This is a genomic window from Rhodococcus sp. B7740, from assembly GCF_000954115.1.
GTDB lineage: Bacteria > Actinomycetota > Actinomycetes > Mycobacteriales > Mycobacteriaceae > Rhodococcoides.
The window spans coordinates 3,770,773-3,796,113 of record NZ_CP010797.1; the positions used below are offsets into that span (position 1 = coordinate 3,770,773).

Genomic DNA, 25,341 nt, shown 5'->3' on the forward strand with positions numbered 1-25,341 from the left:
ACACGAACGTGTCGATCGGTGAGTACTCAGCGCGCTCCGACGGTCGACTTCTGCTCGATGTCGACGACGGAGATACTCGCCGCGATCAGTAGCTGCTCGAGTGCGGATTCGACGTCCTGCTTCCATCCGTGATCACGATCGAGCTCGAGCCGTAGTCTCGGGAATCTGTGGTGGGGAGCGATGACCTCGAACCCGACCTTCTCGAGGAAATCCGCTTCGATCATGCACGTCGATGCCGAACACGTCAGTTGTGCGGTGGCGTTGGGAACCACCGGCGCAGCATCGTCGGCGTTGCGTCGAATGCCGAACGCTTCCAGAGCGCGAACGCCACGATTGACCAGATCACCCACGACCGCCTGGATCAGGGTCGCCGAATGCAGATCCGCATCGTCGGGCGAATCGATGCGGAGTTGCGTCAGTAGGACCGCATCGTGGCTGACGGGCGAAGTCGGGAACGTCGCCGCGCGTGGAACTGCTCGGGGTGGGCAGTAGAGCGCGCAGCCGATCGTCCTGCCATCGATGGACAGCAACTGCCCACACGATCCCCACTCGAGCATGATGGTCGACAGCCATACTTCGTTCTCGAATTCGAGATCGACCGACGAACTCTCCGACGCGGGATCGAGTACCCAGAAGCTGCACCGCCGCGAATGCGTCGGCAAGTGCTCGAACGAACCGAGCGTCACTCCGGTCACCATCGCCGACACCGCTTACCTCAGCCTTCGTGCACTCGTTCAACGCGAGAATTCTCCGTCGGAGTCGATCCGCTCCTCGACAAGGATGTCACATGGGTTGTTCCGCAGGCGTCACCCCCGCCATTCCATCGTCGAACCCGTCGAGCGGAGCGAATCATTCAAATGCGTTGTATGACAATATCTTTCGACCCTTTTGCGAACATTCGTGACCGCCTCCGACCGAGCTACGTCACAGTGACGTTTCGACCGCGTATGACTGGTCCTGAAAATTCGCCACTACTTTTTCTTCTGTGCTTCCATCATCTCGACGATCCTCTGAAGGTCATCGACCGAGCCGAATTCGACCACGATCTTGCCTTTCCGCTTGCCGAGGCTGACCGTCACTCGCGTATCGAACGAATCCGAGAGGCGATCGGCGACGTCCTGGAGGCCCGGCATCTGAATCGGCTTGCGACGGGGTGCCGGATCCGGGCTCTTTCCGTCCTCCCGATTGGCGAGGGTGACGGCCTCTTCGGTCGCGCGAACGGAGAGACCTTCGGCGACGATTCGCGCCGCCAGCGACTCCTGCGCATCCGACCCAGCGTCGAGCGACAGCAAGGCGCGGGCGTGTCCGGCCGACAGAACTCCGGCCGCCACTCGTCGCTGCACGGGAATCGGCAGCTTCAACAGACGAATCATGTTGGTGACGACCGGCCGTGATCGACCGATTTTCGCAGCCAGTTCCTCGTGCGTGACGTCGAATTCCTCGAGCAACTGTTGGTACGCGGCCGCTTCTTCGAGCGGATTGAGCTGTACCCGGTGGATGTTCTCGAGCAATGCATCCCGCAACATCGCATCGTCGGCGGTCTCCCGAACGATCGCGGGGATCGACTCGAGGCCGGCTTCCTGGCTTGCACGCCACCGACGCTCGCCCATGACGAGCTGATATTTTGCGTCACCGGCACCAGCGGAACCCGATACGAGGCGGACCACGATGGGCTGCATGAGTCCGAATTCACGGATCGAGTGAACCAGTTCGGCCAACGATTCGTCGTCGAAGACGTGCCTCGGTTGCTTCGGGTTGGCTTCGATTCGGTCCGGTGCGATCTCGCGATAGACGGCACCGACGGGGGAGAGGTCGTCTCCGCTCAGCACCGGCGGTGTCGGAGTGGGCGCCGTGGCTGTCTCGGTGAGATCGTCGGCGGGTGCGGTTCGCTTCGGCTTGGTGGACGTATCGGGACGGTCCTTGGCGTTGCGATCCGCGCCGATGATCACGTCTGCCGCGGCGTTACCGAGGCGTGGTCCGGCGTCAGGTCCGGTGGGGATCAGTGAGGCCAGGCCGCGACCCAGACCACCCTTGCGTGTCGAACTCATCTGGTTACTTCTTTCGTGCTTCGTCGATGCCGGCCGATCGGGCAGCGAGCTCTCGTCCGGCGTCCAGGTAGCTCATCGCACCTCGCGAACCGGGGTCGTAATCCAACACCGTCATGCCGTACCCGGGAGCCTCGGATACCTTCACGCTGCGGGGGATGACGGCGCGCAAGACGGCGTCCCCGAAATGCTTGCGTACTTCTTCTGCTACCTGGTCCGCCAACTTGGTGCGGCCGTCGTACATCGTCAGGATGACGGTCGAGACGTGCAGTTCGGGATTCAGATGAGACTGCACCAGCTCGATGTTGCGGAGGAGCTGACCCACGCCTTCGAGCGCGTAGTACTCGCACTGGATGGGAATCAGTACCTCGGTCGCGGCCACGAGCGCGTTGACAGTCAGCAGACCGAGCGACGGCGGGCAGTCGATCAGGATGAAGTCCGCGTCGATGCCGGCGAGCTCCTCCACGGACAGCGCCGTCTTGAGGCGCCCTTCGCGAGCGACCATCGACACCAACTCGATCTCGGCTCCGGCGAGGTCGATGGTTGCCGGGATGCAGAACAACCGGTCGCTGTGCGGACTCTTCTGCACGGCGTCCTTGGCGCTCACCTCACCGATGAGGACCTCGTAGCTCGACGGCACACCCGAGTGGTGCTCGACGCCCAACGCGGTGCTGGCGTTGCCCTGAGGGTCCAGATCGACCACGAGAACCGTCAGGCCTTGGAGCGCGAGCGCGGCAGCCAGGTTCACGGCGGTCGTCGTCTTCCCGACGCCACCCTTCTGGTTGGCAATGGTCAGCATGCGTCGCTTCGCCGGCTTCGGCAGCGACACCGATCCGGGATGCAGAACCTGGCTGGCTCGATGTGCCGCGGCACCGATGGGGGTGTCGTTCGGTGAGATCGCGTTGGTGTACTCGAACCCTGAGCCGGCCGTCACCCCCGACTTGTTTTCCGAGTTGCTCGAGGCGTTCTTCTTGGGCGCTGTTTCACGTGAAACAGCGGGATCGGACCCACCCGACATATGTGCTCCTTAGTGCGGAACTGACTGTGTTCAATACGATCGATCGGGTCGAGCGCGCGGCGTGTGAGCCCGCAATCGACTTCAGTGACGACTCAGTCTCCGCGGCTCACGCACCGCTCTGACGACAATGGTGGGAGTGGGCAACAGCCCGACTCCGCACTCCACTACCTCCAGCTTGCCAGCACCCATCCGAGCGAGGGAAACCCGGTCACGTTCGATCTCTTCAGCGGCGCTCGAACCCTTCAGAGCCAGCATTCGACCGTGCTCGTGAACGAGCGGCAGCGACCACTTTGCAAGCTTTTCCAAAGGTGCCACCGCCCTCGACGTCACCACGTCGGCGCCACCGGCTTCCTTCTTGACGCCGGGCTGCTCCGCGCGGCCGCGCACGACCAAGATGTTCAGATCGTGTTCCTCGATGAACTCGGCGAGATACACGGTCCGCCGGAGGAGGGGCTCGACGAGTGTCACGCGCAGATCGGGTCGCGCGATCGCCAGCGGGATCCCGGGCAAGCCCGCGCCGCTGCCGATGTCCACGACGGTCTCGCCTTCATCGATGAGCTCACCGATCGCCGCACAGTTGAGGATGTGTCGCTCCCAGAGCCGTGGAACTTCACGCGGTCCGATGAGTCCTCGTTCGACGCCTGCCGTTGCCAACGAGTCGTGATACCTCCGTGCCAACTCGAGCCGGTCACCGAAGATCTGCTCTGCCACGGCCATCACTTGGTTGCTGTCCGAGCCTTCTTGTTCCACGTGAAACATCTTCCCGTGCCCGAGCGCGGAACGCCAAACGACATCGCTGTAACTCGGCGGATTGCGACTTTCGCACCGGAATTGGCGACAGTACGGGCGCCGTGCGGGCTCCTTTCGGACCGAGTCGTAGCAAATCACGATTGGCGAGCTAGCCAGTTTTCGGTCAGGTCCGTCCGAGCAAACCGATCCGCCCGTGCGCTCGAATCAACGATCTCCAGCCCAGCCCGAATCGGAATCGCGCTGATCGATCCAAACCCGACGGACTCGGTCCTGTCGACGACTCGGCGTCTACCGGCCCCACATCATGTTTCACGTGAAACTTCTCCTCCCACGGTCAGCAGTCATTCGCCTACCGCGCACCGACTCGATAGGTCACGCGTTCGTCGACCGCAGGACAAATCGATAGGAGAAGAACAGACGTAATCGATCGGTTCGTCCGCACCTGGCAGCAGCCTCCGGAGTTCAACGGAGTGGGCGCGGTGCGATCCACACCAACGCCGCCGTACCGATGCCGCGCGACGGGTCCATCCCGTCGGCGAACGATCACAGTCGGTGGCGCTACGCCTTGACGACACGGATCCTCGAGAACGATGTTTCACGTGAAACCGAACCACCGTTGCTCAGCCCCGCGTCAAGCGTCATCGCAGAACGACCGCGGGTAACCGACGCACACCGCAGAGAATTCTCGGCTGCAATGGCGTTCCGGAGATCCTCGATCTTGACATCGGGCACGGACGGGGGAGAGTCCACAGTTTCGATCTCGATCGCATCGCGATCGACTCGAGCACCCAGCCGCTGCACCCGAACTCCAGACGCACCCACGCTTCATGTGGATCAGCCAGATGGGTCGGCAGTCGTACACAGTCGATCGCTGGACGGGCGCTCCCGTGCAACTGTCCCGAGCACATCGTCGGCCCTCGCTCACGTCCCCGAATCGAGCCCGCGGAGATTTCGACGGGCACCCTCTCGAAGATCGACAACGCCGCGAGCGTCGCCTCATCGTCGGCTTAGCGGTACGGGCACTTCGTATCGCGCTGGAGTTCCCGCCGCGGCTACAGCAATCGAACGATTCTCTCGACCTCCACAACGATCGATGCGCGACTGTCCAAGAGTCGCCTCGTCGTCGGAAGGATCGTCCATGAGCACGGGCCCGCTGTTGTCTATCTCCGAATCCCGGCAACGCCGATCTTTGCCGACATCGAATCCGACAGCGACGGCCGGATGTCCTGTCCCACGTATTTGCCCTCGGCCGGATCGTCGGCACACACCCTGCGCGATCGATGCCCGTTGCTATTTCTACGGTGTGTGTCTCGAACGCAGTTTCACTGCTGCGCCGACCTCGATCCGGACACCCAACTGGCATCGCACTGTTTCACGTGAAACCGCCCCGGCTCCGGACCGTCTCGAACGGCAGTCGAAATGTCTCAACCTCATCAGAGAACGAACGTCATGACGGCCCAGTGTGCGCAGTGCGTAGAACCAGCGTCCGCGAGAACAGCACTGCGACGGACGCAACATGCTTGGACGATGACGACATCGATGTCGCACGTTTCACGTGAAACAATTCCGCAGAATGTGCGCTCGATACCGACGCGTCCCACCGCCATAGTTGCCGTCACAGTGACGAAAGCGCACTGGATGCCTGGATCTGGTAATTCGGCGAGGAAATCGATCGAACCGGCAACATAGTCGTCTGCTCGGCGCACAAATTACATCGATGATATTCGCCAGGATGTGCGGCTCCATCCGGATACGACGATGGCCCCCACCGAAGTGGGGGCCATCGACTGGGAGGCTCAGTTACGCCTTGACGACGACTACTCGTCGGGCCGGCTCGACGCCGGTGCTTTCGCTCGCGACGCCGTCGATCTTCGCGACCGCGTCGTGCACGATCTTTCGCTCGAACGGAGTCATCGGGGTCAGCTCTTCGCGTTCACCGGATTCGAGAACGCGACGGGCTGCTTCGGCACCGAGGTTGCCGAGTTCTGTACGCCGGTTGGCGCGCCAGCCGGCGACGTCGAGCATCAGCTTGCTGCGCTCACCCGTCGACTGCTGAACGGCGAGACGAGTCAGCTCCTGCAGTGCATCGAGAACTTCGCCCTTGCGACCGACGAGCTTGGCGAGATCGTCGCCGCCGTCGATGCTGACGATCGCGCGATCACCCTCCACGTCGAGATCGATGTCGCCGTCGAAGTCCAGGACGTCCAGAAGTTGCTCGAGGTAGTCGCCGGCAATCTCGCCTTCCTCGACCAGATAATCCTCGTCGTCCTCGTCCTCGTCATCCTCGTCGGTCTTGTCCTCGACCACTCCCGAGTCATCGGATTCCTCGACCACAGGAGCCTGATCTGCCTCCACGTCGGCTGCACCCACCTGATCGGCCTCGACCACCACGTCACTCGCTCCATCCCCGGATACCGCGCCGGTTGTCCGTACTTCGTCGTTCTGTGCTTCTTCTACGTCCGCTGCCATGTTCGTCCTTCTCTCGACGTGTCGGTCAGCGCCGCTTGCGCTTGGTCGACTTGTTCCGGTTCGCCTGCGGTCTCGGTTTCGCCGGCGTTGCGGCACCGGTCGTCGAACCGGAACTGCCATCGGCGGTCTCCGCCACGGACGAATCGCTCGTCGGCGTCATCTTCGAGAGCTTGGGACGAGCACCTGGCTTCGGCTTGGTGGTCGATACCGGCTTCACACCGGGCTTGGGCGCGTTCTCGGAACGCTTCTCCACTGCGGCAGCGACCTTCGCGGCTTCTTCCTTGTCGATCTTTCCGAACACCAGGTGCTGCTGCGCGTAGGTCCAGGTGTTGTTGCTGACCCAGTACAGCAGGATCGCGACGGGCAGCAGGGCACCGAACACGAGAACACCGAGCGGGAAGACGTACAGCGCGAGCTTGTTCATGATCGCGGACTGCGGGTTCGCCGCGGCCGCCGCGCTCTGACGCGCGACCGATGCGCGCGAGTTCAGGTGCGTCATGATGGCCGCGATGATCATCAGCGGGATGGAGACTGCTGCGATGACCCAGGTGGACGGAATGGTCGCATCCGGTCCTACGGCGAATGCATTGAGCTGGTCCTGCGGCATCGTGATCCACGCCGAGATCGGTGCACCGAACAGGCGGGCGTCCAGGAAGGACTGCACGTCCGCCACGTTGAACGCGTAGTTCGACAGCTCGCGGTTCTCCTCGGGAGTCAACCCGAGCTGACCGAAACCGGTACCGGTGCGGTTGAACGAGCGCAGTACGTGGAACAGGCCGATGAACACAGGCGCCTGCGCCAGCACCGGCAAGCAGCCCATCAGCGGATTGAAGCCGTGCTCCTTCTGGAGCTTCTGCATCTCGACGGCCATCTTCTGCTTGTCTTTGCCGTACTTCTTCTGCAGCGCTTTGATCTGCGGCTGTAGCTCCTGCATCTGCCGCGTGGTGCGAACCTGCTTGACGAAGGGCTTGTACAGAATCAGGCGGAGGGTGAAGACCAGGAAGACGACGGACAGTGCCCAGGCGAACCCATTGCTGGGATCCTGGAACACAAAGCCGAACACCTTGTGCCACACCCAGAGAATCCAGGCAACCGGGTAGTAAATGAAGTCGAGCACGGCTCTATGTACTCCTCTGTTCTTCCACTCGCACGAGATCGTGGTGTTCTTCGGTTTCGGTAGGTTCGGTGACGATCGCGCGCCACCTACCGGGTTCGGGTACCGGGTCCCACCCTCCAGAGTGCCAGGGAGCACATTTGAGGAGGCGGACGACTGCCAGCAACGAGCCCTTCGTCATTCCGTGCACCTGGAGTGCCTCGATGGCGTACTCGCTGCAGGTGGGGGAGAAGCGACAGGTGGGAGGTCTCATCGGGGACACGTATGTCCGGTACAACCCGATGACGTAGACGAGTGTTCGAGCAGGAATGGAACGAAGGTTGCCCATGAATGTCATGACGGCGGACCCTTCGGAGCTTCGAGAAGACCGAGCTTCTTCAATCCTGAACGCAGTTGAATCGATAGATCTGCCGAGGACGCGCGCGCGGCTCCGGGCAGTGCACGGACCACCACGTCGGTGGTCTCGGGGAGCTCACCGATGACGTCGGTACAGATATGCCGAAGCCGGCGCGCAACTCGATGACGAGTTACGGCCGGCCCGACTGCCTTGCTGACGATCAATCCGAATCGTGGCCCGCGAACGGTCGATGCGATGTCCTGTTCGTCACGCACCACGGCGTGAACCACAAGATCCGATCTACCCATTCGGCGTCCTCGACGCACCGCTACGGAGAAATCACGTGCTCGGTGTAGTCGATTCGGCTCAGGAAGCATCCCGAGCTCCAAGCTTCGGACGAACAGATATCAGGCTGTGAGTTCTTTACGGCCCTTGCCGCGACGTGCGGAAACGATTGCACGACCCGCACGGGTACGCATACGAAGACGGAAGCCATGAACGCGCGCGCGGCGGCGATTGTTCGGCTGGAACGTCCGCTTGCCCTTGGCCACGGTCAACACTCCTCGAGATTCGACGACGCCGATCTGTCGGCGCCTGCTGTAAAGGTTCTCAGCGAGTTCGGATGAAGTCGCTAGCCTCCCGAGCGAGAAATCCGAGTGAAGACAGACTGTGAGCAGCCAGCAAGCATCGGCCACCTCGCTATTGGGTGACTGTTCGAGAGTACTGATCGAGTCACTGCCGGTCAAACTCGCTCTCGAGTGCACCGTGCCGTCGTTCATGCACAGGCAGTGCCGGTCCGGGGCCACCGATGGTGGGACGGTGCTCGACATCGCCGCCGAACGAGCAGGCACTGCGACACAATTCGTCCGATCGCACGACAGACAGTCGGCATCGATGCAGGTCAGACTGGCGCAAACGCCATACCACGAACCGAAACGCGTTCTGGGGTCACATCGGTGTCGTTTATCCACACCTGTGGATAATTGTGTGGAAACACAGTTCAGGTGGCATATTCGTACCTTGCGGGGTCCACCCACGGACCCTGGTCTCGGCCGCAGCGACGCACGAACGACGACGCTATCCGACGCTGTTGCTGCGCGGGTACGAAACGACGCACGAACTCACGCGTCGAACACCGCCCGAGACCAATGCTCGACGACGGAGGGCCCAACGTGAACGACGATCCGGATGCGCTCGCGCGCATCTGGCCCGAGGTGGTCGCGGAGCTCACATCCGACCGACACAGTGGGTCGCCGCTGACCAAAGGCCAGAAGGCCTGGCTCGCGCTGGTCAAACCGCTGACCTTGACGCAGGGGTTCGCACTGCTCGCAGTTCCGTCGACCTTCGCGCAGGAAGCGATCGAGCGAGATCTTCGCGAACCCATCCTCGGCGCCCTCGGGCGTCACCTGGGACAGGGTGTCGAGGGACTCGGTGTGCGTATCTCGGCTCCCGAGGACGAGAAGATCGAGGCCGAGCGATCCACGTACCCCGATGCAGTCAGTTCTCCTACCTACCGGCGCCGCATCCTGACCAGCAGAGACGACGAGCCGTCGGACTCCGAAACAGCCGACTACGAAGAGGTCGACGACGAACGCGAGGCCTTGGCCAGCGTCCAGAACTCCTGGCCGACGTATTTCACCAAGCCTCCCGACTCGACGCCACCGTCCTCGGGCGCCAACAGCCTAAACTCGAAGTACACCTTCGACACGTTCGTCATCGGTGCCTCCAATCGCTTCGCACACGCAGCCGCGGTGGCCATTGCCGAGGCACCTGCTCGCGCCTACAACCCGCTGTTCGTCTGGGGGGCGTCGGGTCTGGGCAAGACGCATCTGCTGCACGCGGCCGGCCACTACGCGCAGCGGTTGTTCCCGGGCATGCGCGTCAAGTACGTCTCGACCGAGGAATTCACCAACGACTTCATCAACAGTCTTCGTGACGACCGGAAGGTGGCGTTCAAGCGCCGCTACCGGGAGACCGACGTGCTGCTCGTCGACGACATCCAGTTCATCGAAGGCAAGGAAGGCATCCAGGAGGAGTTCTTCCACACCTTCAACACCTTGCACAACGCGAACAAACAAATCGTCGTCTCGTCCGACCGGCCACCGAAGCAACTGGCCACGCTCGAGGAGCGACTTCGTACCCGCTTCGAGTGGGGCCTGATCACCGATGTGCAGCCACCCGAGCTCGAGACGCGAATCGCAATTCTGAGCAAGAAGGCTCGGATGGATCGGCTCGATGTGCCGCACGACGTGCTCGAGCTCATCGCCAGCCGGATCGAACGCAACATTCGTGAGCTCGAAGGTGCCCTCATTCGAGTGACGGCCTTCGCATCGCTGAACGGACAGGCACTCGACCTCACCCTGGCCGAGGTGGTCCTGCGCGATCTCATCCCCGATTCGTCGAGTCTGGAGATCAACGCGGCCACGATCATGGCAGTGACCGCGGAGTACTTCAACACGTCCATCGAGGACCTGTGCGGTCCGGGTAAGGCCCGAGCACTGGCCATGGCCAGGCAGATCGCGATGTATCTCTGCCGTGAGCTCACCGATCTGTCGCTGCCCAAGATCGGCCAGACGTTCGGTCGCGACCACACGACGGTGATGTACGCGGACAAGAAGATCCGCAAGGAGATGACCGAGCGTCGCAAGGTCTACGACCAGGTCCAGGAGCTGACGGCGCGGATCAAGCAGCGCTCGAAGAGATAGACGACCCGGCACGGACCGACTCGTCGGACGGCACCGAATCCCATCGCGGGTTCGGTGCCGTTGTGCTTTTCTCGTCGTTCGGCGGACCGATTCTCGACGCGGATTCGGTGATTTTTCGAGGCGTCGACCATTGATTCACACCTGTGGATAACCATGTGGACAACATCGAAGTTTTGGGGATGGAGTGTGGGCGCCTGTGCACCGATGTGATTCGTCCACAGGCAGCGGTTCGTCAACCACGAATTGGTCCCGAGTTCATCCCCACGACACCACGCTCGGCCACCAGCGGATCGAGTGGTCCGTGCACAGATTCCACAGGACCTATTAATACTTCTGTTTTCTCCTTGAAAGAACTTCTTTGAAAACAGGTGTTGGGGAACGATCCGTTCACAGGCCCCTCGGGGACACCTGAATCCCGAGTTCGGCGAGACCCTCGCGCTTCCGTCTTGGGTTCGGAGGGCATACGGTGTGCTTGCGCTGGATGTGCCACACTCGTCGTTGCATCGGTTCGAGCGGCAACCATCGTGGTTGCACCGCCGGATCGTGAAGACGAACGCCACCGAACGAGAGGAAATGCCGAGCGATGGAGCTTGGAAGTTTGAAGTTTCGCGTTGCTCGTGAAGATTTTTCCGATTCCGTCGCGTGGGTGGCTCGTAGCCTGCCGTCCCGGCCGCCCGTTCCCGTTCTCGGTGGAGTTCTTCTTGCCGCCGACGAGCAGGGTCTGACGGTCTCCGGATTCGATTACGAGGTCTCCGCTCAGGTCAAGGTCTCCGCCGAAGTTGCCACTGCAGGCCGAGTTCTGGTGTCGGGCAAGCTACTTGCCGATATCACCAAGTCGTTGCCGAACAAGCCGGTCGACGTCACCGTCGACGGAACCCGCGTTCTGGTCAACTGCGGCAGCGCCAAGTTCTCACTGCCCACGATGCCGGTGGAGGACTACCCGCAGCTCCCCGAGCTGCCCAACAACACCGGTTCGCTGGCCGGCGATGTCTTCTCCGAGGCAATTGCCCAGGTCGCCGTGGCGGCGGGCAAGGACGACACACTGCCGATGCTCACCGGTATCCGCGTCGAGATCGACGGCACCAACGTCGTTCTCGCGGCCACCGACCGTTTCCGGTTGGCCGTTCGAGAGGTGGAGTGGACTCCCGCCGGCGCCGATACCACCACCGCGGTGCTCATCCCGGCCAAGACCCTGTCCGAGTCGGCCAAAACCCTCGGCGGCAACTCCGGCTCACCCGTCGAACTGGCCCTCGGTTCCGGTTCGACCATCGGTAGTGACGGGCTGCTCGGCATCGTCAGCGATGGGCGCCGCACCACGACGCGTCTGCTCGACGCCGAATTCCCGAAGTTCCGTCAGTTGCTGCCGGCCGAACACACTGCGGTGGCGACCCTCGAGATCGCGTCGCTGATCGAAGCGATCAAGCGTGTGGCTCTCGTCGCCGAGCGTGGCGCGCAGGTTCGACTGGAGTTCAACGGCGAGGGTGTGTTGCTCTCCGCAGGTGGAGACGATGCAGGTCGCGCCGAGGAGGCTCTGCCTGCCGATTTCCAGGGCGAGGCTCTGACCATCGCGTTCAACCCCGGTTACCTCATCGACGGCCTGTCGTCGCTGCACAGCGAGAAGGTTACGTTCGGATTCACGACGCCGAGCCGACCCGCAGTGCTGCGGCCGACCTCGGACGAGGAACTGGTGCCCGATGACGCGGGCAAGTTCGCGGCGCCGCAGTCCGAGTACACGTACTTGCTGATGCCGGTCAGGCTGCCGGGCTGATCCGGTCTGGTTACTGTTGAACCCGCGCGAACTTTCGCACCTGACACAGACAAGGACGCCTCATCATGCAGCTGGGCTTGGTCGGTCTCGGAAAAATGGGCTTCAACATGCGCGAGAGACTGCGTGAGCACGGTCACGAGGTGGTCGGCTACGACCCCCGACCGGAGGTGACCGATACTCCGTCACTGGCCGGTCTGGCCCAGGCGCTGACGGCGCCTCGTGTGGTGTGGGTGATGGTTCCGTCGGGCAAGATCACCCGCGACACCATCACCGGTCTGGCCGATGTGCTCGAGCCGGGCGATCTGGTGATCGACGGCGGAAATTCTCGATTCACCGACGACAAGCCCAACGCAGAGCTGTTGGACGCCAAGGGAATCGGCTACATCGACGCCGGAGTATCCGGTGGCGTCTGGGGCCTGAAGAACGGCTACGGCCTGATGGTCGGCGGTCAGGACGAGCACGTCGCTCGGGCGATGCCGATCTTCGACGCCTTGCGTCCCGAAGGCGAGCGTGCGGACGGTTTCGTGCACGCCGGTCCGGTCGGTGCAGGCCACTACTCGAAGATGGTGCACAACGGCATCGAGTACGGGTTGATGCAGGCGTACGCCGAGGGTTACGAGATCCTCGAGGCCGAAGAACTCGTGCAAGATGTCCAGGGCGTACTGCGAGCCTGGAGCAAGGGAACGGTCGTGCGATCGTGGCTGCTCGACCTGTTGGTCGAAGCGCTGGGCCAGGATCCGGAATTCAGTGCGATCTCCGGCTACACCGAGGATTCCGGTGAGGGCCGTTGGACCGTCGAGGAGGCCATTCGTCACGCGGTCCCCGCACCGGTCATCTCCGCGGCCCTGTTCGCGAGATTTGCGTCGCGGCAAGAGGATTCACCGGCAATGAAGGCTGTTTCCGCACTGCGCAACCAGTTCGGCGGGCACGCGGTGAAGAAGGCCGATGCCGACGAGACCCTGCGCGCCCCGGCGCCGAAGAACACCGAGTAAGTGTTCGTTCGGTCTCTGCAGCTGCACGATTTTCGATCCTGGGACGATCTCACCGTCGACCTCGGACCGGGCTCGACCGTGTTCGTAGGGCCCAACGGACACGGCAAGACCAATCTGCTCGAGTCGCTCAACTATCTGTCGACGTTGTCCTCGCATCGTGTGTCGTCGGACGCTCCCATGATTCGAGCCGGTGCTGCCAAGGCCTTCGTGGGCAGCGCCGTGGTCAATCACGGTCGCGAATTGATCATCGATGTCGAGCTCCTCGAAGGCAGAGCCAACAAGGCTCGGATGAACAGGTCTCCGCTGCGGCGCCCCCGTGAGATTCTGGGGGTGTTGCAGAGTGTGCTGTTCGCTCCCGAGGATCTTTCGCTCGTGCGCGGCGATCCCGGCGAGCGACGCCGCTATCTCGACGAGCTACTGACCACTCGGATTCCTCGAATGGCCACCGTCCGTGCCGATTACGACAAGGTGCTGCGGCAACGATCGGCTCTGCTCAAGACGGCGAGTGGATCGCTGCGTCGCGGATCGTCCTCGGGCGACGGCGCGAGTGCGCTCGCCACCCTGGACGTCTGGGATGGTCATCTGGCAGCGCACGGAGCTCGATTGCTCGCTGCCAGAATAGCTTTGGTTCACGAGCTGATGCCGTTCGTGCAACAGGCCTACAGTTCGATCGCACCCGAGTCGCGGTTGGCTGCCGTCGCCTATCGCTGCAGTCTGGCCGAGGCGCTCCCACCGGAGTTCTCCGATGCCGACCGTGCACCAGAGCCCGACGACACAGAAGTTCTCGAAGCTGCCTTCCTCCACCAACTTTCGGTGATGAGACAGCGTGAAATCGAACGCGGGGTCTGCCTGGTCGGACCGCACCGCGACGACCTGGAACTGATGCTCGGTGACCAACCGACGAAAGGCTTTGCCAGCCATGGTGAATCGTGGTCGTACGCGTTGTCTCTGCGGCTCGGCTCCTTTGCCTTGTTGCGGGAGGACGGTACCGACCCGGTACTGATGCTCGACGACGTCTTCGCCGAACTCGACCGCAAACGGCGTGCCGCGCTGGCGACGGTGGCGGCCGGTGCCGAGCAGGTGCTCATCACGGCCGCGGTACCCGAGGACGTACCACCCGAGCTGGACGCTCGTCGCTACGGAGTGGAAGCGAAGCAGAGCGCGGATTCCGGTGCAGCAGGACGTATCTCGCGTATCTCGGACTTGTCGGACGATCTCGACATCGCACGTTCGGAAGGTGAGGATCGATGACCGACGACGACGCGACTCCCACGGACAACGGTGACGTACCGGAACTGAAAGGCGTGGATCTGGCGCGTCGAGCACTCGAGGACGCCCGGGCCGCAGCCAAGGCCAGCGGCAAATCGGTGGGACAGGGACGGTCGTCACCGACGGGCGGAGTCAGAGCACTGCGGGGGCGTCGTCGCCGGGGCTGGTCGGGAGCCGGGCCGGACGACCGTGATCCCCAGGCGTTCGGGGCGCTGGCGAACTCGATCGCGTCCAAGCGCGGATGGTCGGCGAAGGTGTCGGAGGGCGCGGTGCTCGGCCGGTGGCCGAGCGTGGTCGGCGAGGACATCTCGGCTCATGCGGACCCCACCGGTCTCAAGGACGGAGTGTTGAGTATTTCCGCCGAGTCCACGGCGTGGGCGACCCAGTTGAGGCTGATGCAGTCGCAGATTCTGGCCAAGATCGCTGCCGCTGTCGGTCACGGCGTGGTGACCTCGCTACGCATCACCGGTCCGACGACCCAGAGTTGGAGAAAAGGCGAACGGCACGTCCGGGGACGAGGGCCGCGCGACACGTACGGATAGTGAGAGGTCCCAACCTTCACTTTCGAAACCTCCTGGTCCAGGTGATTCTCAACAGATGTTGGGGCCAGTGTTGCTGTGACATGGTCGATGTGCGTAGCGTGATTCGGGACACGCAACGGTCGGGGGACCGATTTACTGTTCTGTGCGCATCGGACGAGGAGAAGTTGTGTCTGCACCAACGAAGAAGACATCGACAGCAGCCGTCGATGTGGACGGAACCCCCGAAGATCGCGTCATCCTGCACGCGCGGAACGTGGAGTTCGATTGGAACTCCCTGCCGCTGCACTACATGGACGGCAACCCACTCGCGACGCACCTGATCAACGTGATGCACCTGCTCCTGCCCGAGGGTGAGGAGTGGTTCGTGCGCACGTTCAAGGAGGCGCTGCCACTTATCCACGACGATCAGCTGCGCGACGACGTGATCGGATTCATCGGTCAGGAAGCGATGCACGCGCAGGCGCACACCGATGTGCACGATCAGCTTCGGGCCCACGGCATCGACGTCGATCCGTACGTCGATCAGATGAAGTTCCTGTTCGGCCGTGCTCTCGGAAACCGGTCCGGTCACGGCCAGAACAGCCTGGTCGAACGTCTCGCCCTGATCGCCGCCGCCGAGCACTTGACCGCTTTTCTCGGCGATTGGGTTCTCAATGCCACGGCGTTGGACGAGGCGGACATCGATCCGATCATGCTTGACCTGCTGCGGTGGCACGGAGCCGAAGAGGTCGAGCATCGATCGGTGGCCTACGAGGTGATGCGATACTTCGACGTCCGCCCGGCCCGTCGGATCCGAACCTACGTCGTCATCGCGCCCACGCTCGTGTGGTTCTGGACCCGCGGTGTTCGCTTTCTCATGAGCCAGGATCCGACGCTGGCGCACCTTCCCGCCAAGCAGCGCACACCGTCGTTCCGAGAGTTTCGCCGAGTGGCCGCTGCGGGTCTGTTCCCGACCCCAATGTCGATGGTGAAAGCGTCGCTGCGCTACTTCAAGCGCACGTACCACCCTTCGCAGGAAGGGTCGACGGTGCAGGCAGTGCAGTATCTGGCCACCTCACCGGCAGCTCGGTCCGCCGATCGATGACCAAACGCACGTTGCGGAGCAAGCTCGGCGCAATGGCACAGAAGGTGGACTCGTTCCGACTGGGACGCACGATTCCGAAGAATCTGTACGGCCGCGACGAGCCCGATCAGACCGTGTCACTGGTGACCGACGCGCTCGACAAATGGTTCGCGCTGCTCGACGGTGACGACTACGACGCGTCGTTCGCGGCACCGCTCGTCGTCCGGACCCGCGTACTGACCTTGGTCTCACGCGAAGTGCTCTGCGTGGACGAGCACGTGGTCCGACTGACGTTCGCCGCGGCCGACGGAGCGGTGTTGCCTGCGTGGGCACCGGGAATGCATCTGGACTTCTATCTCCCGTCCGGCCGCCGTCGGCAGTACTCGTTGTGTGGCGATCCGGATGCCGACTCGTACTCCATCGCGGTGCGCCTGGTGCCCGACGGCGGCGGCGGGTCGCGCGAGATGCACGGTCTCCCGGTCGGCACCGAAGTCTCGATTCGGGGGCCGCGCAACGGTTTTCCGTTCGTAAAGTCCGAGCATGCACTGTTCGTGGCCGGAGGAATCGGTATCACTGCCATCATCTCGATGGTCCGTCGCGCTCGCCGGACGGGAATGGACTGGCACCTGGTCTACTGTGGCCGTTCGCGTGAATCGATGCCGTTCCTCGACGAGATCGCCGGTTGGGAGGCCGAGCGTGTCACGGTGCGGACCGATGATGTGGACGGCATGCCGTCGAGCATGGATCTGCTCGGTGCCGCGGCACCGGGTGGTTCGGTCTACGTGTGCGGGCCGCCGCCGATGATCGACCTGGTTCGGGCTTCGTTCGACTCCTTGCCCGCAACGCATCTGCACTTCGAGCGGTTCTCGCCGCCACCGGTGAAGAACGGTGCCGAATTCGAGGTCCAACTCGTCGACTCCGGTGACATCGTCACGGTCGGCCCGGAAGAGACTGCGCTGCATGCCATTCGGCGGCTGCGCCCGGATGTGGCGTACTCCTGTCAGCAGGGTTTCTGCGGGACGTGTCGCGTTCGAGTACTGAGCGGAACACCGCAGCATCGGGAGAATCGACTCACGGCCGAGGAGCAGCAGCGTGAGATGTTGATCTGCGTGTCGCGTTCCGAGGGCGAACGGATCGTGCTCGATCTGTAGCCGAATCGCCGGTTTTACCCTTCATCTTTGCCGTCCGGTATCGAAAAAATGCGTCTGTGAAGCAATCAGGGGCCTTTTAGGGGTGTCATCGTGCCCATGCTGTCGCAGGCAACCAGTACTATGGACCGGTACGACATCAAGCCCGGAAAAAACGCATGGACTCGGGCGCGGCCGGAACCGACTGCGCCCATCCCTGCGGTAGCACCCTGCGGGGTGTGAGCGGGGTAGTGGACGCGTAGAAGGAGAACCAGCTAACCGTGGCTGCCCAGAAGTCAGGTATCAACGACAACAGCAAGGATTACGGCGCTTCGTCCATCACGGTCCTCGAGGGCCTGGAAGCGGTTCGTAAGAGGCCCGGTATGTACATCGGCTCCACCGGTGAACGAGGCCTGCATCACCTGATCTGGGAGGTCGTCGACAACTCCGTCGACGAGGCCATGGCCGGCTATGCGTCCACCGTCGACGTCACCATCCACGAGGACGGCAGCGTCGAGGTCAAGGACGACGGTCGAGGAATTCCCGTCGCCATGCACGCCTCCGGTGTTCCCACCGTCGAGGTCGTCATGACACAGCTGCACGCAGGCGGCAAGTTCGACTCCGACTCCTATGCCGTCTCCGGTGGACTGCACGGCGTCGGCATCTCGGTGGTGAACGCACTCTCCACCAAGGTGGAACTTCAGATCGCGCGCGACGGTCATCGCTACAAGCAGACCTACGACTACGCCAAGCCCAGCCCGCTCGAGACCGTCGGCGATACCGACGAGACCGGGACCACCGTACGATTCTGGGCCGACGGCAAGATCTTCGAGACTCTCGACTACAGCTTCGAGACCGTGCACCGTCGCCTGCAGGAGATGGCGTTCCTGAACAAGGGACTGACCATCAACTTCACCGACGAGCGGGTGGCAGCCACCGACGCCACCGAGGAAGAACTCGGTGAGACGGCCGAGGCACCCAAGACCGCCGAGGAAGAACAGGCCGACGCGGCCGTCGCCAAGCCGGCCAAGGTGCGCAAGCGGACCTATCACTACCCGGACGGCCTGGTCGACTTCGTCAAGCACATCAACAGGACCAAGACCGCGATCCACAATTCGGTCGTCGGCTTCACCGGTAAGGGTGAGGGCCACGAGGTCGAGATCGCCATGCAGTGGAACGCCGGTTACTCCGAGTCGGTACACACCTTCGCCAACACCATCAACACGCACGAGGGCGGCACCCACGAAGAGGGCTTCCGAACCGCGCTCACCTCGACGGTGAACAAGTACGCACTCGAGAAGAAGCTCGTCAAGGAGAAGGACGTCAAGCTCACCGGCGACGACATCCGTGAGGGTCTGGCCGCAGTCATCTCGGTACGGGTCGGCGAGCCGCAGTTCGAGGGACAGACCAAGACCAAGCTCGGCAACACCGAGATCAGGTCGTTCGTGCAGAAGGCATGCAACGAGCACCTGGCGCACTGGTTCGAATCGAACCCCGCCGACGCCAAGACCATCATCAACAAGGCGGTCTCCTCCGCGCAGGCCCGGATGGCCGCACGCAAGGCGCGAGAATTGGTGCGCCGCAAGAGCGCAACCGATATCGGAGGCCTGCCGGGCAAGCTCGCCGACTGCCGCTCGAACGATCCGAGCAAGTCCGAGATCTACATCGTGGAGGGCGACTCCGCCGGCGGCTCGGCCAAATCGGGACGCGATTCGATGTTCCAGGCGATCCTGCCGCTGCGCGGAAAGATCATCAACGTCGAGAAGGCTCGCATCGACCGCGTCCTCAAGAACAACGAGGTCCAGTCGATCATCACCGCCTTCGGCACCGGCATCCACGACGAGTTCGACATCACCAAGCTTCGCTATCACAAGATCGTGCTGATGGCCGACGCCGACGTCGACGGCCAGCACATCTCGACCCTGCTGATGACGCTGCTGTTCCGCTTCATGCGACCGTTGATCGAGCACGGCCACGTCTACCTGGCCATGCCGCCGCTGTACAAGTTGAAGTGGAGCCGGGGTGAACCCGACTTCGCCTACTCCGACCGCGAGCGCGACGGTCTGCTCGAGGCCGGTATCGCGAACAAGCGCAAGATCAACGTCGAGGACGGCGTCCAGCGCTACAAGGGCCTCGGCGAGATGAACGCCAAGGAACTGTGGGAGACCACCATGGATCCGTCGGTGCGCGTCCTGCGTCTGGTGACACTGGACGACGCGGCGGCAGCCGACGAGCTGTTCAGCGTGCTGATGGGCGAGGACGTGTCCGCGCGTCGTAGCTTCATCGCCCGCAACGCGAAAGATGTTCGCTTTCTTGACGTTTAGTCACTTCCCTTCACGCACCGATGAGTTCTCTCGGTGCGTGACGGTGACCGTTTCTCGAGGAGATTTGCATGTCTGACATCACCGAACCGCCGGTAGGACCCCCGCCGGGTTCGACCACCAACGCCGAGGGCGGCGACCGGATCGATCCGGTCGACATCCAGCAGGAAATGCAGCGCAGCTACATCGATTACGCGATGAGCGTCATCGTCGGGCGCGCACTGCCCGAGGTGCGTGACGGACTCAAGCCCGTGCACCGCCGCGTGCTGTACGCGATGTACGACTCCGGCTTCCGGCCCGACCGCAGCTACGTCAAATCCGCACGCCCCGTTGCCGAGACGATGGGTAACTACCACCCCCACGGCGACACCTCGATCTACGACGCACTGGTGCGTCTGGCCCAGCCGTGGTCGATGCGGTACCCGCTGGTCGACGGCCAGGGCAACTTCGGATCCCGCGGCAACGACGGTGCCGCTGCCATGCGTTACACCGAGGCCCGGCTGACTCCGCTCGCGATGGAGATGTTGCGCGACATCGACGAGGAAACCGTCGACTTCATCCCCAACTACGACGGCAAAACCCAAGAGCCGACGGTCCTTCCGTCCCGCGTGCCGAACCTGTTGATGAACGGCTCCAACGGCATCGCCGTCGGTATGGCCACCAACATTCCGCCGCACAACCTGCGTGAACTGGGCGACGCGGTGTTCTGGGCCCTCGACAACTTCGAGGCCGACGAAGAAGCGACGCTCGCGGCCTGCATGGAACGCGTCAAGGGCCCCGACTTCCCGACCCACGGCCTCATCGTCGGTGGCCAGGGCATCCAGGATGCGTACTCCACCGGCCGCGGCTCGATCCGCATGCGCGGCGTCGTCGAGATCGAAGAAGATTCCAACGGTCGCACCACGATCGTCATCACCGAGCTGCCCTACCAGGTCAACCCGGACAACCTGATCACCTCGATCGCCGAGCAGGTCCGAGACGGCAAGCTCTCGGGCATCTCCAAGATCGACGACGAGTCCTCCGACCGTGTCGGCATGCGCATCGTCGTCACGATCAAGCGCGACGCCGTCGCGAAGGTCGTGCTCAACAATCTCTACAAGCACTCGCAGCTGCAGACGAGCTTCGGCGCGAACATGCTCTCGATCGTCGACGGCGTTCCGCGGACGCTGCGCCTGGATCAGATGATCCGCTTCTACGTCACTCACCAACTCGACGTGATCGTCCGACGTACGCGGTATCGCCTGCGCAAGGCCGAAGAGCGCGCCCACATTCTGCGCGGCCTGGTCAAGGCTCTGGATGCGCTCGACGAGGTCATCGCGCTGATCCGGGCATCTCCAACGGTCGACGACGCGCGGCAGGGCCTGATCTCGCTGCTCGACATCGACGACATTCAGGCCCAGGCCATCCTCGACATGCAGCTGCGGCGCCTCGCAGCCCTCGAGCGTCAGAAGATCATCGACGAGCTGGCCGAACTCGAACGCACCATTGCCGACCTGCAGGACATTCTGGCCAAGCCGGAGCGGCAGCGACAGATCGTGCGCGACGAGCTCGCCGAGATCGTCGAGAAGTTCGGCGACGACCGTCGCACGCGCATCATCGCCGCCGACGGGGACGTCAACGACGAGGATCTGATCGCCCGGGAGAACGTGGTCGTGACGATCACCGAGACCGGTTACGCCAAGCGCACCAAGACCGACCTCTACCGCTCGCAGAAGCGCGGCGGCAAGGGCGTGATGGGAGCGGGGCTCAAGCAGGACGACATCGTCAGCAAGTTCTTCGTCTGCTCGACGCACGACTGGATCCTGTTCTTCACCACCAAGGGGCGCGTCTACCGGGCCAAGGCCTACGAACTGCCCGAGGCCAACCGGACCGCCCGCGGTCAGCACGTCGCGAACCTGCTGGCCTTCCAGCCGGACGAACGCATCGCCCAGGTCATCCAGATCAAGACCTACGAGGATGCGCCGTATCTGGTGCTCGCCACCAAGGGCGGTCTGGTCAAGAAGTCACGACTGACCGATTTCGACTCCAACCGCAGCGGCGGCATCGTGGCCGTCAACCTGCGCGGCGAGGACGAGTTGGTCGGGGCCGTTCTCGCGTCCTCGGACGACGATCTGCTGCTGGTCTCGGCGCAGGGACAGTCCATCCGGTTCTCTGCCACCGACGAGGTGTTGCGCCCGATGGGCCGCGCCACCTCGGGCGTGCAGGGCATGCGCTTCAACGGCGAGGACGCGTTGCTCTCGCTCAACGTCGTCAGCGAGAACAAGTTCCTGCTGGTCGCGACCTCGGGTGGATACTCCAAGCGGACCGCGATGGAGGACTACCCCCAGCAGGGCCGCGGCGGAAAGGGAGTGCTGACAATCCAGTACGACCCGAAGCGTGGCACGCTGGTGGGAGCTCTCATCGTCGACGACGAGGACGAGCTGTACGCCATCACGTCCAGTGGTGGCGTGATCCGGACCGCTGCCAAGCAGGTTCGGAAGGCCGGCCGACAGACCAAGGGCGTGCGGTTGATGAATCTCGGTGAAGGCGACACACTGCTCGCGATCGCGCGCAACGCCGACGAGATCGAACCGGATTCTCTGGGCACCGAAGACGATGCAGCGAAGGAGTCGTAAGTGAGCACTCCCAACCGGCCTGGTAGCAGGCCCGGCCCCAGCGGTGGACCGGACAGCCGGGATGCCGCGCGGGCCGAGCAGCCCGCGCGTCCCGCGCCGCCCGAGGGAGCTCGCCCGGGCAACCGCCCGCAGCCGGCCACTCGTCCCGCGCCCGCCGCAGGCCGTGGTCCGGTCCCGCAGGGGGGTGCACGCCCACCGATGCGACCCGCACCGGGTGCTCCGAACGGTCCGGCACGTCCGGCTCAGGGACCCCCGCCGCAGCGGCCGCCTGCACCTCAGGGACCGCCGCCTCAGGCTCCTTCGGGGGCCACCGAGCAGAGTGCGCCTCGGCAGGGACAGGCTCCTGCCGGTCCGGCGCAGGCCCAGCCGCCCCAGGCTCCCGGCCGTCCGCCCGGACCCGGTCAGCAACCGGCCGGTCGACCCAACGGTGGTCCGCCGCAGAACGGCCAGCCGCCACAGCGGCAGGCACCGGGCGGTCGACCTCCACGACAGCAGGCTCCACAGCGATCGGCACCCGGCGAGACCGTGCGCACTCCGGAGGTCTCCGCCGAGTCGACGGCCACCGGCGAGGCGTCACGCGCGCCGGAAGCCGCTCGGGGTCAGGACCAGGCCGGTCCGGCAGCGACTCAGGCGATGCCGGCCCAGCAGAACGACGGTCCGCAAGGTGGCTCGGGAACCCCGCCCTGGCAGCGCGGTCAGCGTCCCGCATCGCAGGGAACCGACGATCGGCAGCAGCCGCAGAATCAGCCGCAGACCAACCTCTCCGGACGCGGTGCGGCACTGCCTCCGACCGGTGAGTTCGATCGATCGGCTCGCACGTCTGCCGAGCCGATCCAGCGCGAATCGACCGAGGACAAGACCGAACGGCGAGAAGCCGCCAGGTCGAAGGCCGCGGTCATCGACGGACCGACACGGCACATCGAACGCAAGGATCTGGCGAAGGACATGCCGGATCTGTCTGCGGTGCGGCACCCGGAGCCGTCCCTGTCCGAGCGTGCGGCACCTGCATCGATCACGGCCGTGCCCAGTGCCGACGGTGATCCCCTGCGGGCGACCATCCAGATCCGCAAGATCGATCCGTGGTCGACGCTCAAGATCGCCCTCGTGATCGCAGTGTCGCTGTTCTTCGTGTGGATGGTGTCGGTCGGCCTGCTGTACGCAGTGCTGGACGGCATGGGCGTCTGGGAACGGCTCAACAGTGCGTTCACCGAGATCGTCAACGAATCCGGCGACGGCGGACTCGTCAGCGCCGGGCAGGTATTCGGCTACGCGGCGGTGATCGGTGTGATCAATGTCGTACTCTTCACCGCTCTGACGACCATCGGCGCCTTCATCTACAACCTGTCGTCGGACCTGGTCGGTGGCGTCGAAGTGACGTTGGCAGACCGCGACTGACCTGCATCATCGACAGCCGTATCGGGCCGTTTTGGAAGACAGCGGCCCGATACGGTAATCTCATCCCTCGGTTCGAGGAGAGGTTTTCTTCGGTCCGAAGTAGTGATGAGGGCCTATAGCTCAGGCGGTTAGAGCGCTTCCCTGATAAGGAAGAGGTCGGAGGTTCAAGTCCTCCTAGGCCCACACCGAACGAACGAAAAGAGGCAGGACGTGAAAATCCTTCTTCTGGTCGCATCGGCGGTGATCGCAGTGCTGACACTATCGAAGGTGCGCTCGCAGCGCAGCGCAGACGGCGTCTGGCACAGCATCCCCACCGCGTGACAATCGCTCGGAGTGGACGTGTAAGGTTCGTCTACGATCACCGGCAACACCCGGGGCCTTAGCTCAGTTGGTAGAGCGCTGCCTTTGCAAGGCAGATGTCAGGAGTTCGAATCTCCTAGGCTCCACAAGAAATAGGACGTCCACTTCGGTGGGCGTCCTTTTTCGTTTCTCCACCGGCCCCACGTCCACTCGATGTGACATCGACCCCCCAAAAGTCCACTGAATGTGACATTGAGTGCCCTCGAGTGCCGAGAGGTTCGAAGCGGATTCGGCGGCCCGGTTGTGATCGGACCCAAGGCGGTCTGTGCTTCGGCGCCCACATGTCCAGACAGTCGCCGGTTCTGTGTCGTATCCGTATTTCGATCCTTAGCGTGGTCGCTGTGCAAAGCACGTCGGTTCTCGGATCGATGTGGATGGTCGCGACGGCGCACCGCAGGGGGGTGTGCCGTCGTCCGATCTCGGTGGACGCTGTTCGCCACTGTCTCGAATCGGTTGGCGGTTCGGGCATCTCGAATCTCTAAGGAGTCCCGCAGATGACGCGTGTTCTCGATCATGAAGAGCTGTTGACGGAACTCGACGGCACTCTGGAAGCCAATTTGAATCGCCATCTGTCGATGGCGAAAGAATGGCATCCGCATGATTACGTTCCGTGGGATCTGGGTCGGAACTTCGCGGCGATGGGTGGGCAGGACTGGTCTCTGGAGCAGTCGTCGTTGTCGGAACTGGCTCGCACGGCGATGATCACCAATTTGCTCACCGAGGACAATCTGCCGTCGTATCACCGGGGGTTGGCAGACAACTTCTCGTTGGACGGTGCCTGGGGGACGTGGGTGGGGCGTTGGACTGCGGAAGAGAATCGCCACGGCATCGTCATGCGCGACTATCTGGTCGTGACCCGAGCGGTCGACCCGGTGGAGCTGGAGCGGGCTCGAATGCATCACATGACGGTGGGCGTCGATGCGCCGATGGATGGCGCGAATTTTCTCCATTCGGTGGCGTACGTGACGTTTCAGGAGTTGGCGACGCGGGTGTCGCATCGCAACACGGGTCTGGCGTGCGGAGATCCGGTGGCGGATCGAATGTTGGCTCGTGTTGCCGCGGACGAGAACCTGCACATGATCTTCTATCGGAACCTCGGTGAGGCGTCGCTGGATCTGGTGCCCGATCAGATGGTCCGCGCCATCACCGATGTCGCGACCGACTTCCAGATGCCCGGTCTGAACATGCCCAATTTCCGCAAGAATGCGATGACCTTGGCCAAGCACGGGATCTACGATCTGCGGCAGCATCTGGACGAGGTGTTGATGCCTGTCTTGCGCAAGTGGAAGATCTTCGAGCGCAACGATTTCACGGGTGAGGGCGAGCGGGATCGTGACCGGCTGGCAGCCTTCGTCGAAGACCTGGCAGTCAAGGCGACCAAGTTCGAGGAGTCTCGCGATCGTCTGCTTGCCAGGGAGGCGGCACGCGCCGAGAAGGCGTCCTGACCTGCT

At 63.2% G+C, this 25,341-nt stretch carries 20 protein-coding genes and 2 tRNA genes; 13 read left to right on the forward strand and 9 right to left on the reverse strand.

Going from position 1 to position 25,341, the window contains the following annotated elements:
* Positions 1–26: 26 nt before the first annotated feature.
* The 9 genes from NY08_RS17420 to rpmH all read right to left on the reverse strand — a co-directional run bounded on the left by NY08_RS17420 (position 27) and on the right by rpmH (position 8,284).
* Positions 27–707, reverse strand: coding sequence for a hypothetical protein (locus NY08_RS17420; protein ID WP_032396978.1), 681 nt, complete (start codon positions 705–707; stop codon positions 27–29).
* A 264-nt stretch (positions 708–971) separates the two neighbouring features.
* Complete coding sequence (locus NY08_RS17425) at positions 972–2,048, reverse strand: ParB/RepB/Spo0J family partition protein (protein WP_045197761.1); 1,077 nt, start codon at positions 2,046–2,048, stop codon at positions 972–974.
* Positions 2,049–2,052: 4 nt separating this feature from the next.
* Entirely contained in the window at positions 2,053–3,063 is a 1,011-nt protein-coding gene (locus NY08_RS17430) for a ParA family protein (protein WP_032396980.1), read from the reverse strand.
* Positions 3,064–3,144: 81 nt separating this feature from the next.
* Positions 3,145–3,822 carry a 16S rRNA (guanine(527)-N(7))-methyltransferase RsmG gene (gene rsmG, locus NY08_RS17435; protein WP_045197763.1) on the reverse strand — a complete coding sequence of 226 codons (678 nt, stop codon included), beginning with the start codon at positions 3,820–3,822 and terminating at the stop codon, positions 3,145–3,147.
* Between the two features lie 1,791 nt (positions 3,823–5,613).
* Positions 5,614–6,282 (reverse strand): Jag family protein, encoded by a 669-nt coding sequence (locus tag NY08_RS17445; protein ID WP_045197767.1) that lies wholly within the window; start codon positions 6,280–6,282, stop codon positions 5,614–5,616.
* A 25-nt stretch (positions 6,283–6,307) separates the two neighbouring features.
* On the reverse strand, positions 6,308–7,399 hold the full coding sequence (gene yidC / locus NY08_RS17450) for a membrane protein insertase YidC (protein WP_045197769.1): 1,092 nt from the start codon (positions 7,397–7,399) through the stop codon (positions 6,308–6,310).
* 4 nt (positions 7,400–7,403) lie between these two features.
* A complete protein-coding gene (gene yidD, locus NY08_RS17455; RefSeq protein ID WP_032396985.1) occupies positions 7,404–7,733 on the reverse strand; it encodes a membrane protein insertion efficiency factor YidD in 330 nt (109 codons plus the stop codon).
* A complete protein-coding gene (rnpA, locus tag NY08_RS17460) occupies positions 7,730–8,110 on the reverse strand; it encodes a ribonuclease P protein component (protein WP_045197770.1) in 381 nt (126 codons plus the stop codon). The genes yidD and rnpA overlap by 4 nt, the downstream gene beginning before the upstream one ends.
* A gap of 30 nt (positions 8,111–8,140) precedes the next feature.
* The gene (rpmH, locus tag NY08_RS25635) at positions 8,141–8,284 is read right to left on the reverse strand and encodes a 50S ribosomal protein L34 (RefSeq protein WP_026347786.1); all 144 of its coding nucleotides are present in this window, start codon (positions 8,282–8,284) and stop codon (positions 8,141–8,143) included.
* 621 nt (positions 8,285–8,905) lie between these two features.
* On the opposite strand from rpmH, the gene dnaA reads away from it, so the two are divergent.
* From dnaA to NY08_RS17525, 13 genes are all read left to right on the forward strand, one after another.
* Positions 8,906–10,438: a chromosomal replication initiator protein DnaA gene (gene dnaA / locus NY08_RS17465; RefSeq protein WP_032397345.1), complete on the forward strand. Its 1,533-nt coding sequence runs from the start codon at positions 8,906–8,908 to the stop codon at positions 10,436–10,438.
* Between the two features lie 583 nt (positions 10,439–11,021).
* The gene (dnaN, locus tag NY08_RS17470; protein ID WP_032396987.1) at positions 11,022–12,206 is read left to right on the forward strand and encodes a DNA polymerase III subunit beta; all 1,185 of its coding nucleotides are present in this window, start codon (positions 11,022–11,024) and stop codon (positions 12,204–12,206) included.
* A 65-nt stretch (positions 12,207–12,271) separates the two neighbouring features.
* Positions 12,272–13,198 (forward strand): phosphogluconate dehydrogenase (NAD(+)-dependent, decarboxylating), encoded by a 927-nt coding sequence (gene gnd, locus NY08_RS17475; protein WP_032396988.1) that lies wholly within the window; start codon positions 12,272–12,274, stop codon positions 13,196–13,198.
* Positions 13,199–14,449: a DNA replication/repair protein RecF gene (recF, locus tag NY08_RS17480; RefSeq protein ID WP_045197772.1), complete on the forward strand. Its 1,251-nt coding sequence runs from the start codon at positions 13,199–13,201 to the stop codon at positions 14,447–14,449. It begins immediately after the preceding gene.
* Positions 14,446–15,009 (forward strand): DUF721 family protein, encoded by a 564-nt coding sequence (locus NY08_RS17485; protein ID WP_032396990.1) that lies wholly within the window; start codon positions 14,446–14,448, stop codon positions 15,007–15,009. The genes recF and NY08_RS17485 overlap by 4 nt, the downstream gene beginning before the upstream one ends.
* A gap of 166 nt (positions 15,010–15,175) precedes the next feature.
* Positions 15,176–16,093 carry a metal-dependent hydrolase gene (locus tag NY08_RS17490; protein WP_082073859.1) on the forward strand — a complete coding sequence of 306 codons (918 nt, stop codon included), beginning with the start codon at positions 15,176–15,178 and terminating at the stop codon, positions 16,091–16,093.
* Positions 16,094–16,125: 32 nt separating this feature from the next.
* Complete coding sequence (locus tag NY08_RS17495; protein WP_045200660.1) at positions 16,126–17,223, forward strand: PDR/VanB family oxidoreductase; 1,098 nt, start codon at positions 16,126–16,128, stop codon at positions 17,221–17,223.
* A 257-nt stretch (positions 17,224–17,480) separates the two neighbouring features.
* Positions 17,481–19,523 (forward strand): DNA topoisomerase (ATP-hydrolyzing) subunit B, encoded by a 2,043-nt coding sequence (gyrB, locus tag NY08_RS17500; protein WP_045197776.1) that lies wholly within the window; start codon positions 17,481–17,483, stop codon positions 19,521–19,523.
* Positions 19,524–19,591: 68 nt separating this feature from the next.
* The gene (gene gyrA / locus NY08_RS17505) at positions 19,592–22,135 is read left to right on the forward strand and encodes a DNA gyrase subunit A (protein WP_032396992.1); all 2,544 of its coding nucleotides are present in this window, start codon (positions 19,592–19,594) and stop codon (positions 22,133–22,135) included.
* On the forward strand, positions 22,136–23,530 hold the full coding sequence (locus NY08_RS26610; protein WP_268748807.1) for a DUF3566 domain-containing protein: 1,395 nt from the start codon (positions 22,136–22,138) through the stop codon (positions 23,528–23,530).
* Positions 23,531–23,639: 109 nt separating this feature from the next.
* A tRNA-Ile gene (locus tag NY08_RS17515) sits at positions 23,640–23,713 on the forward strand.
* A gap of 190 nt (positions 23,714–23,903) precedes the next feature.
* Positions 23,904–23,976, forward strand: a tRNA-Ala gene (locus NY08_RS17520).
* A 408-nt stretch (positions 23,977–24,384) separates the two neighbouring features.
* Positions 24,385–25,335 (forward strand): acyl-ACP desaturase, encoded by a 951-nt coding sequence (locus NY08_RS17525; protein WP_045197778.1) that lies wholly within the window; start codon positions 24,385–24,387, stop codon positions 25,333–25,335.
* Positions 25,336–25,341 lie beyond the last annotated feature (6 nt).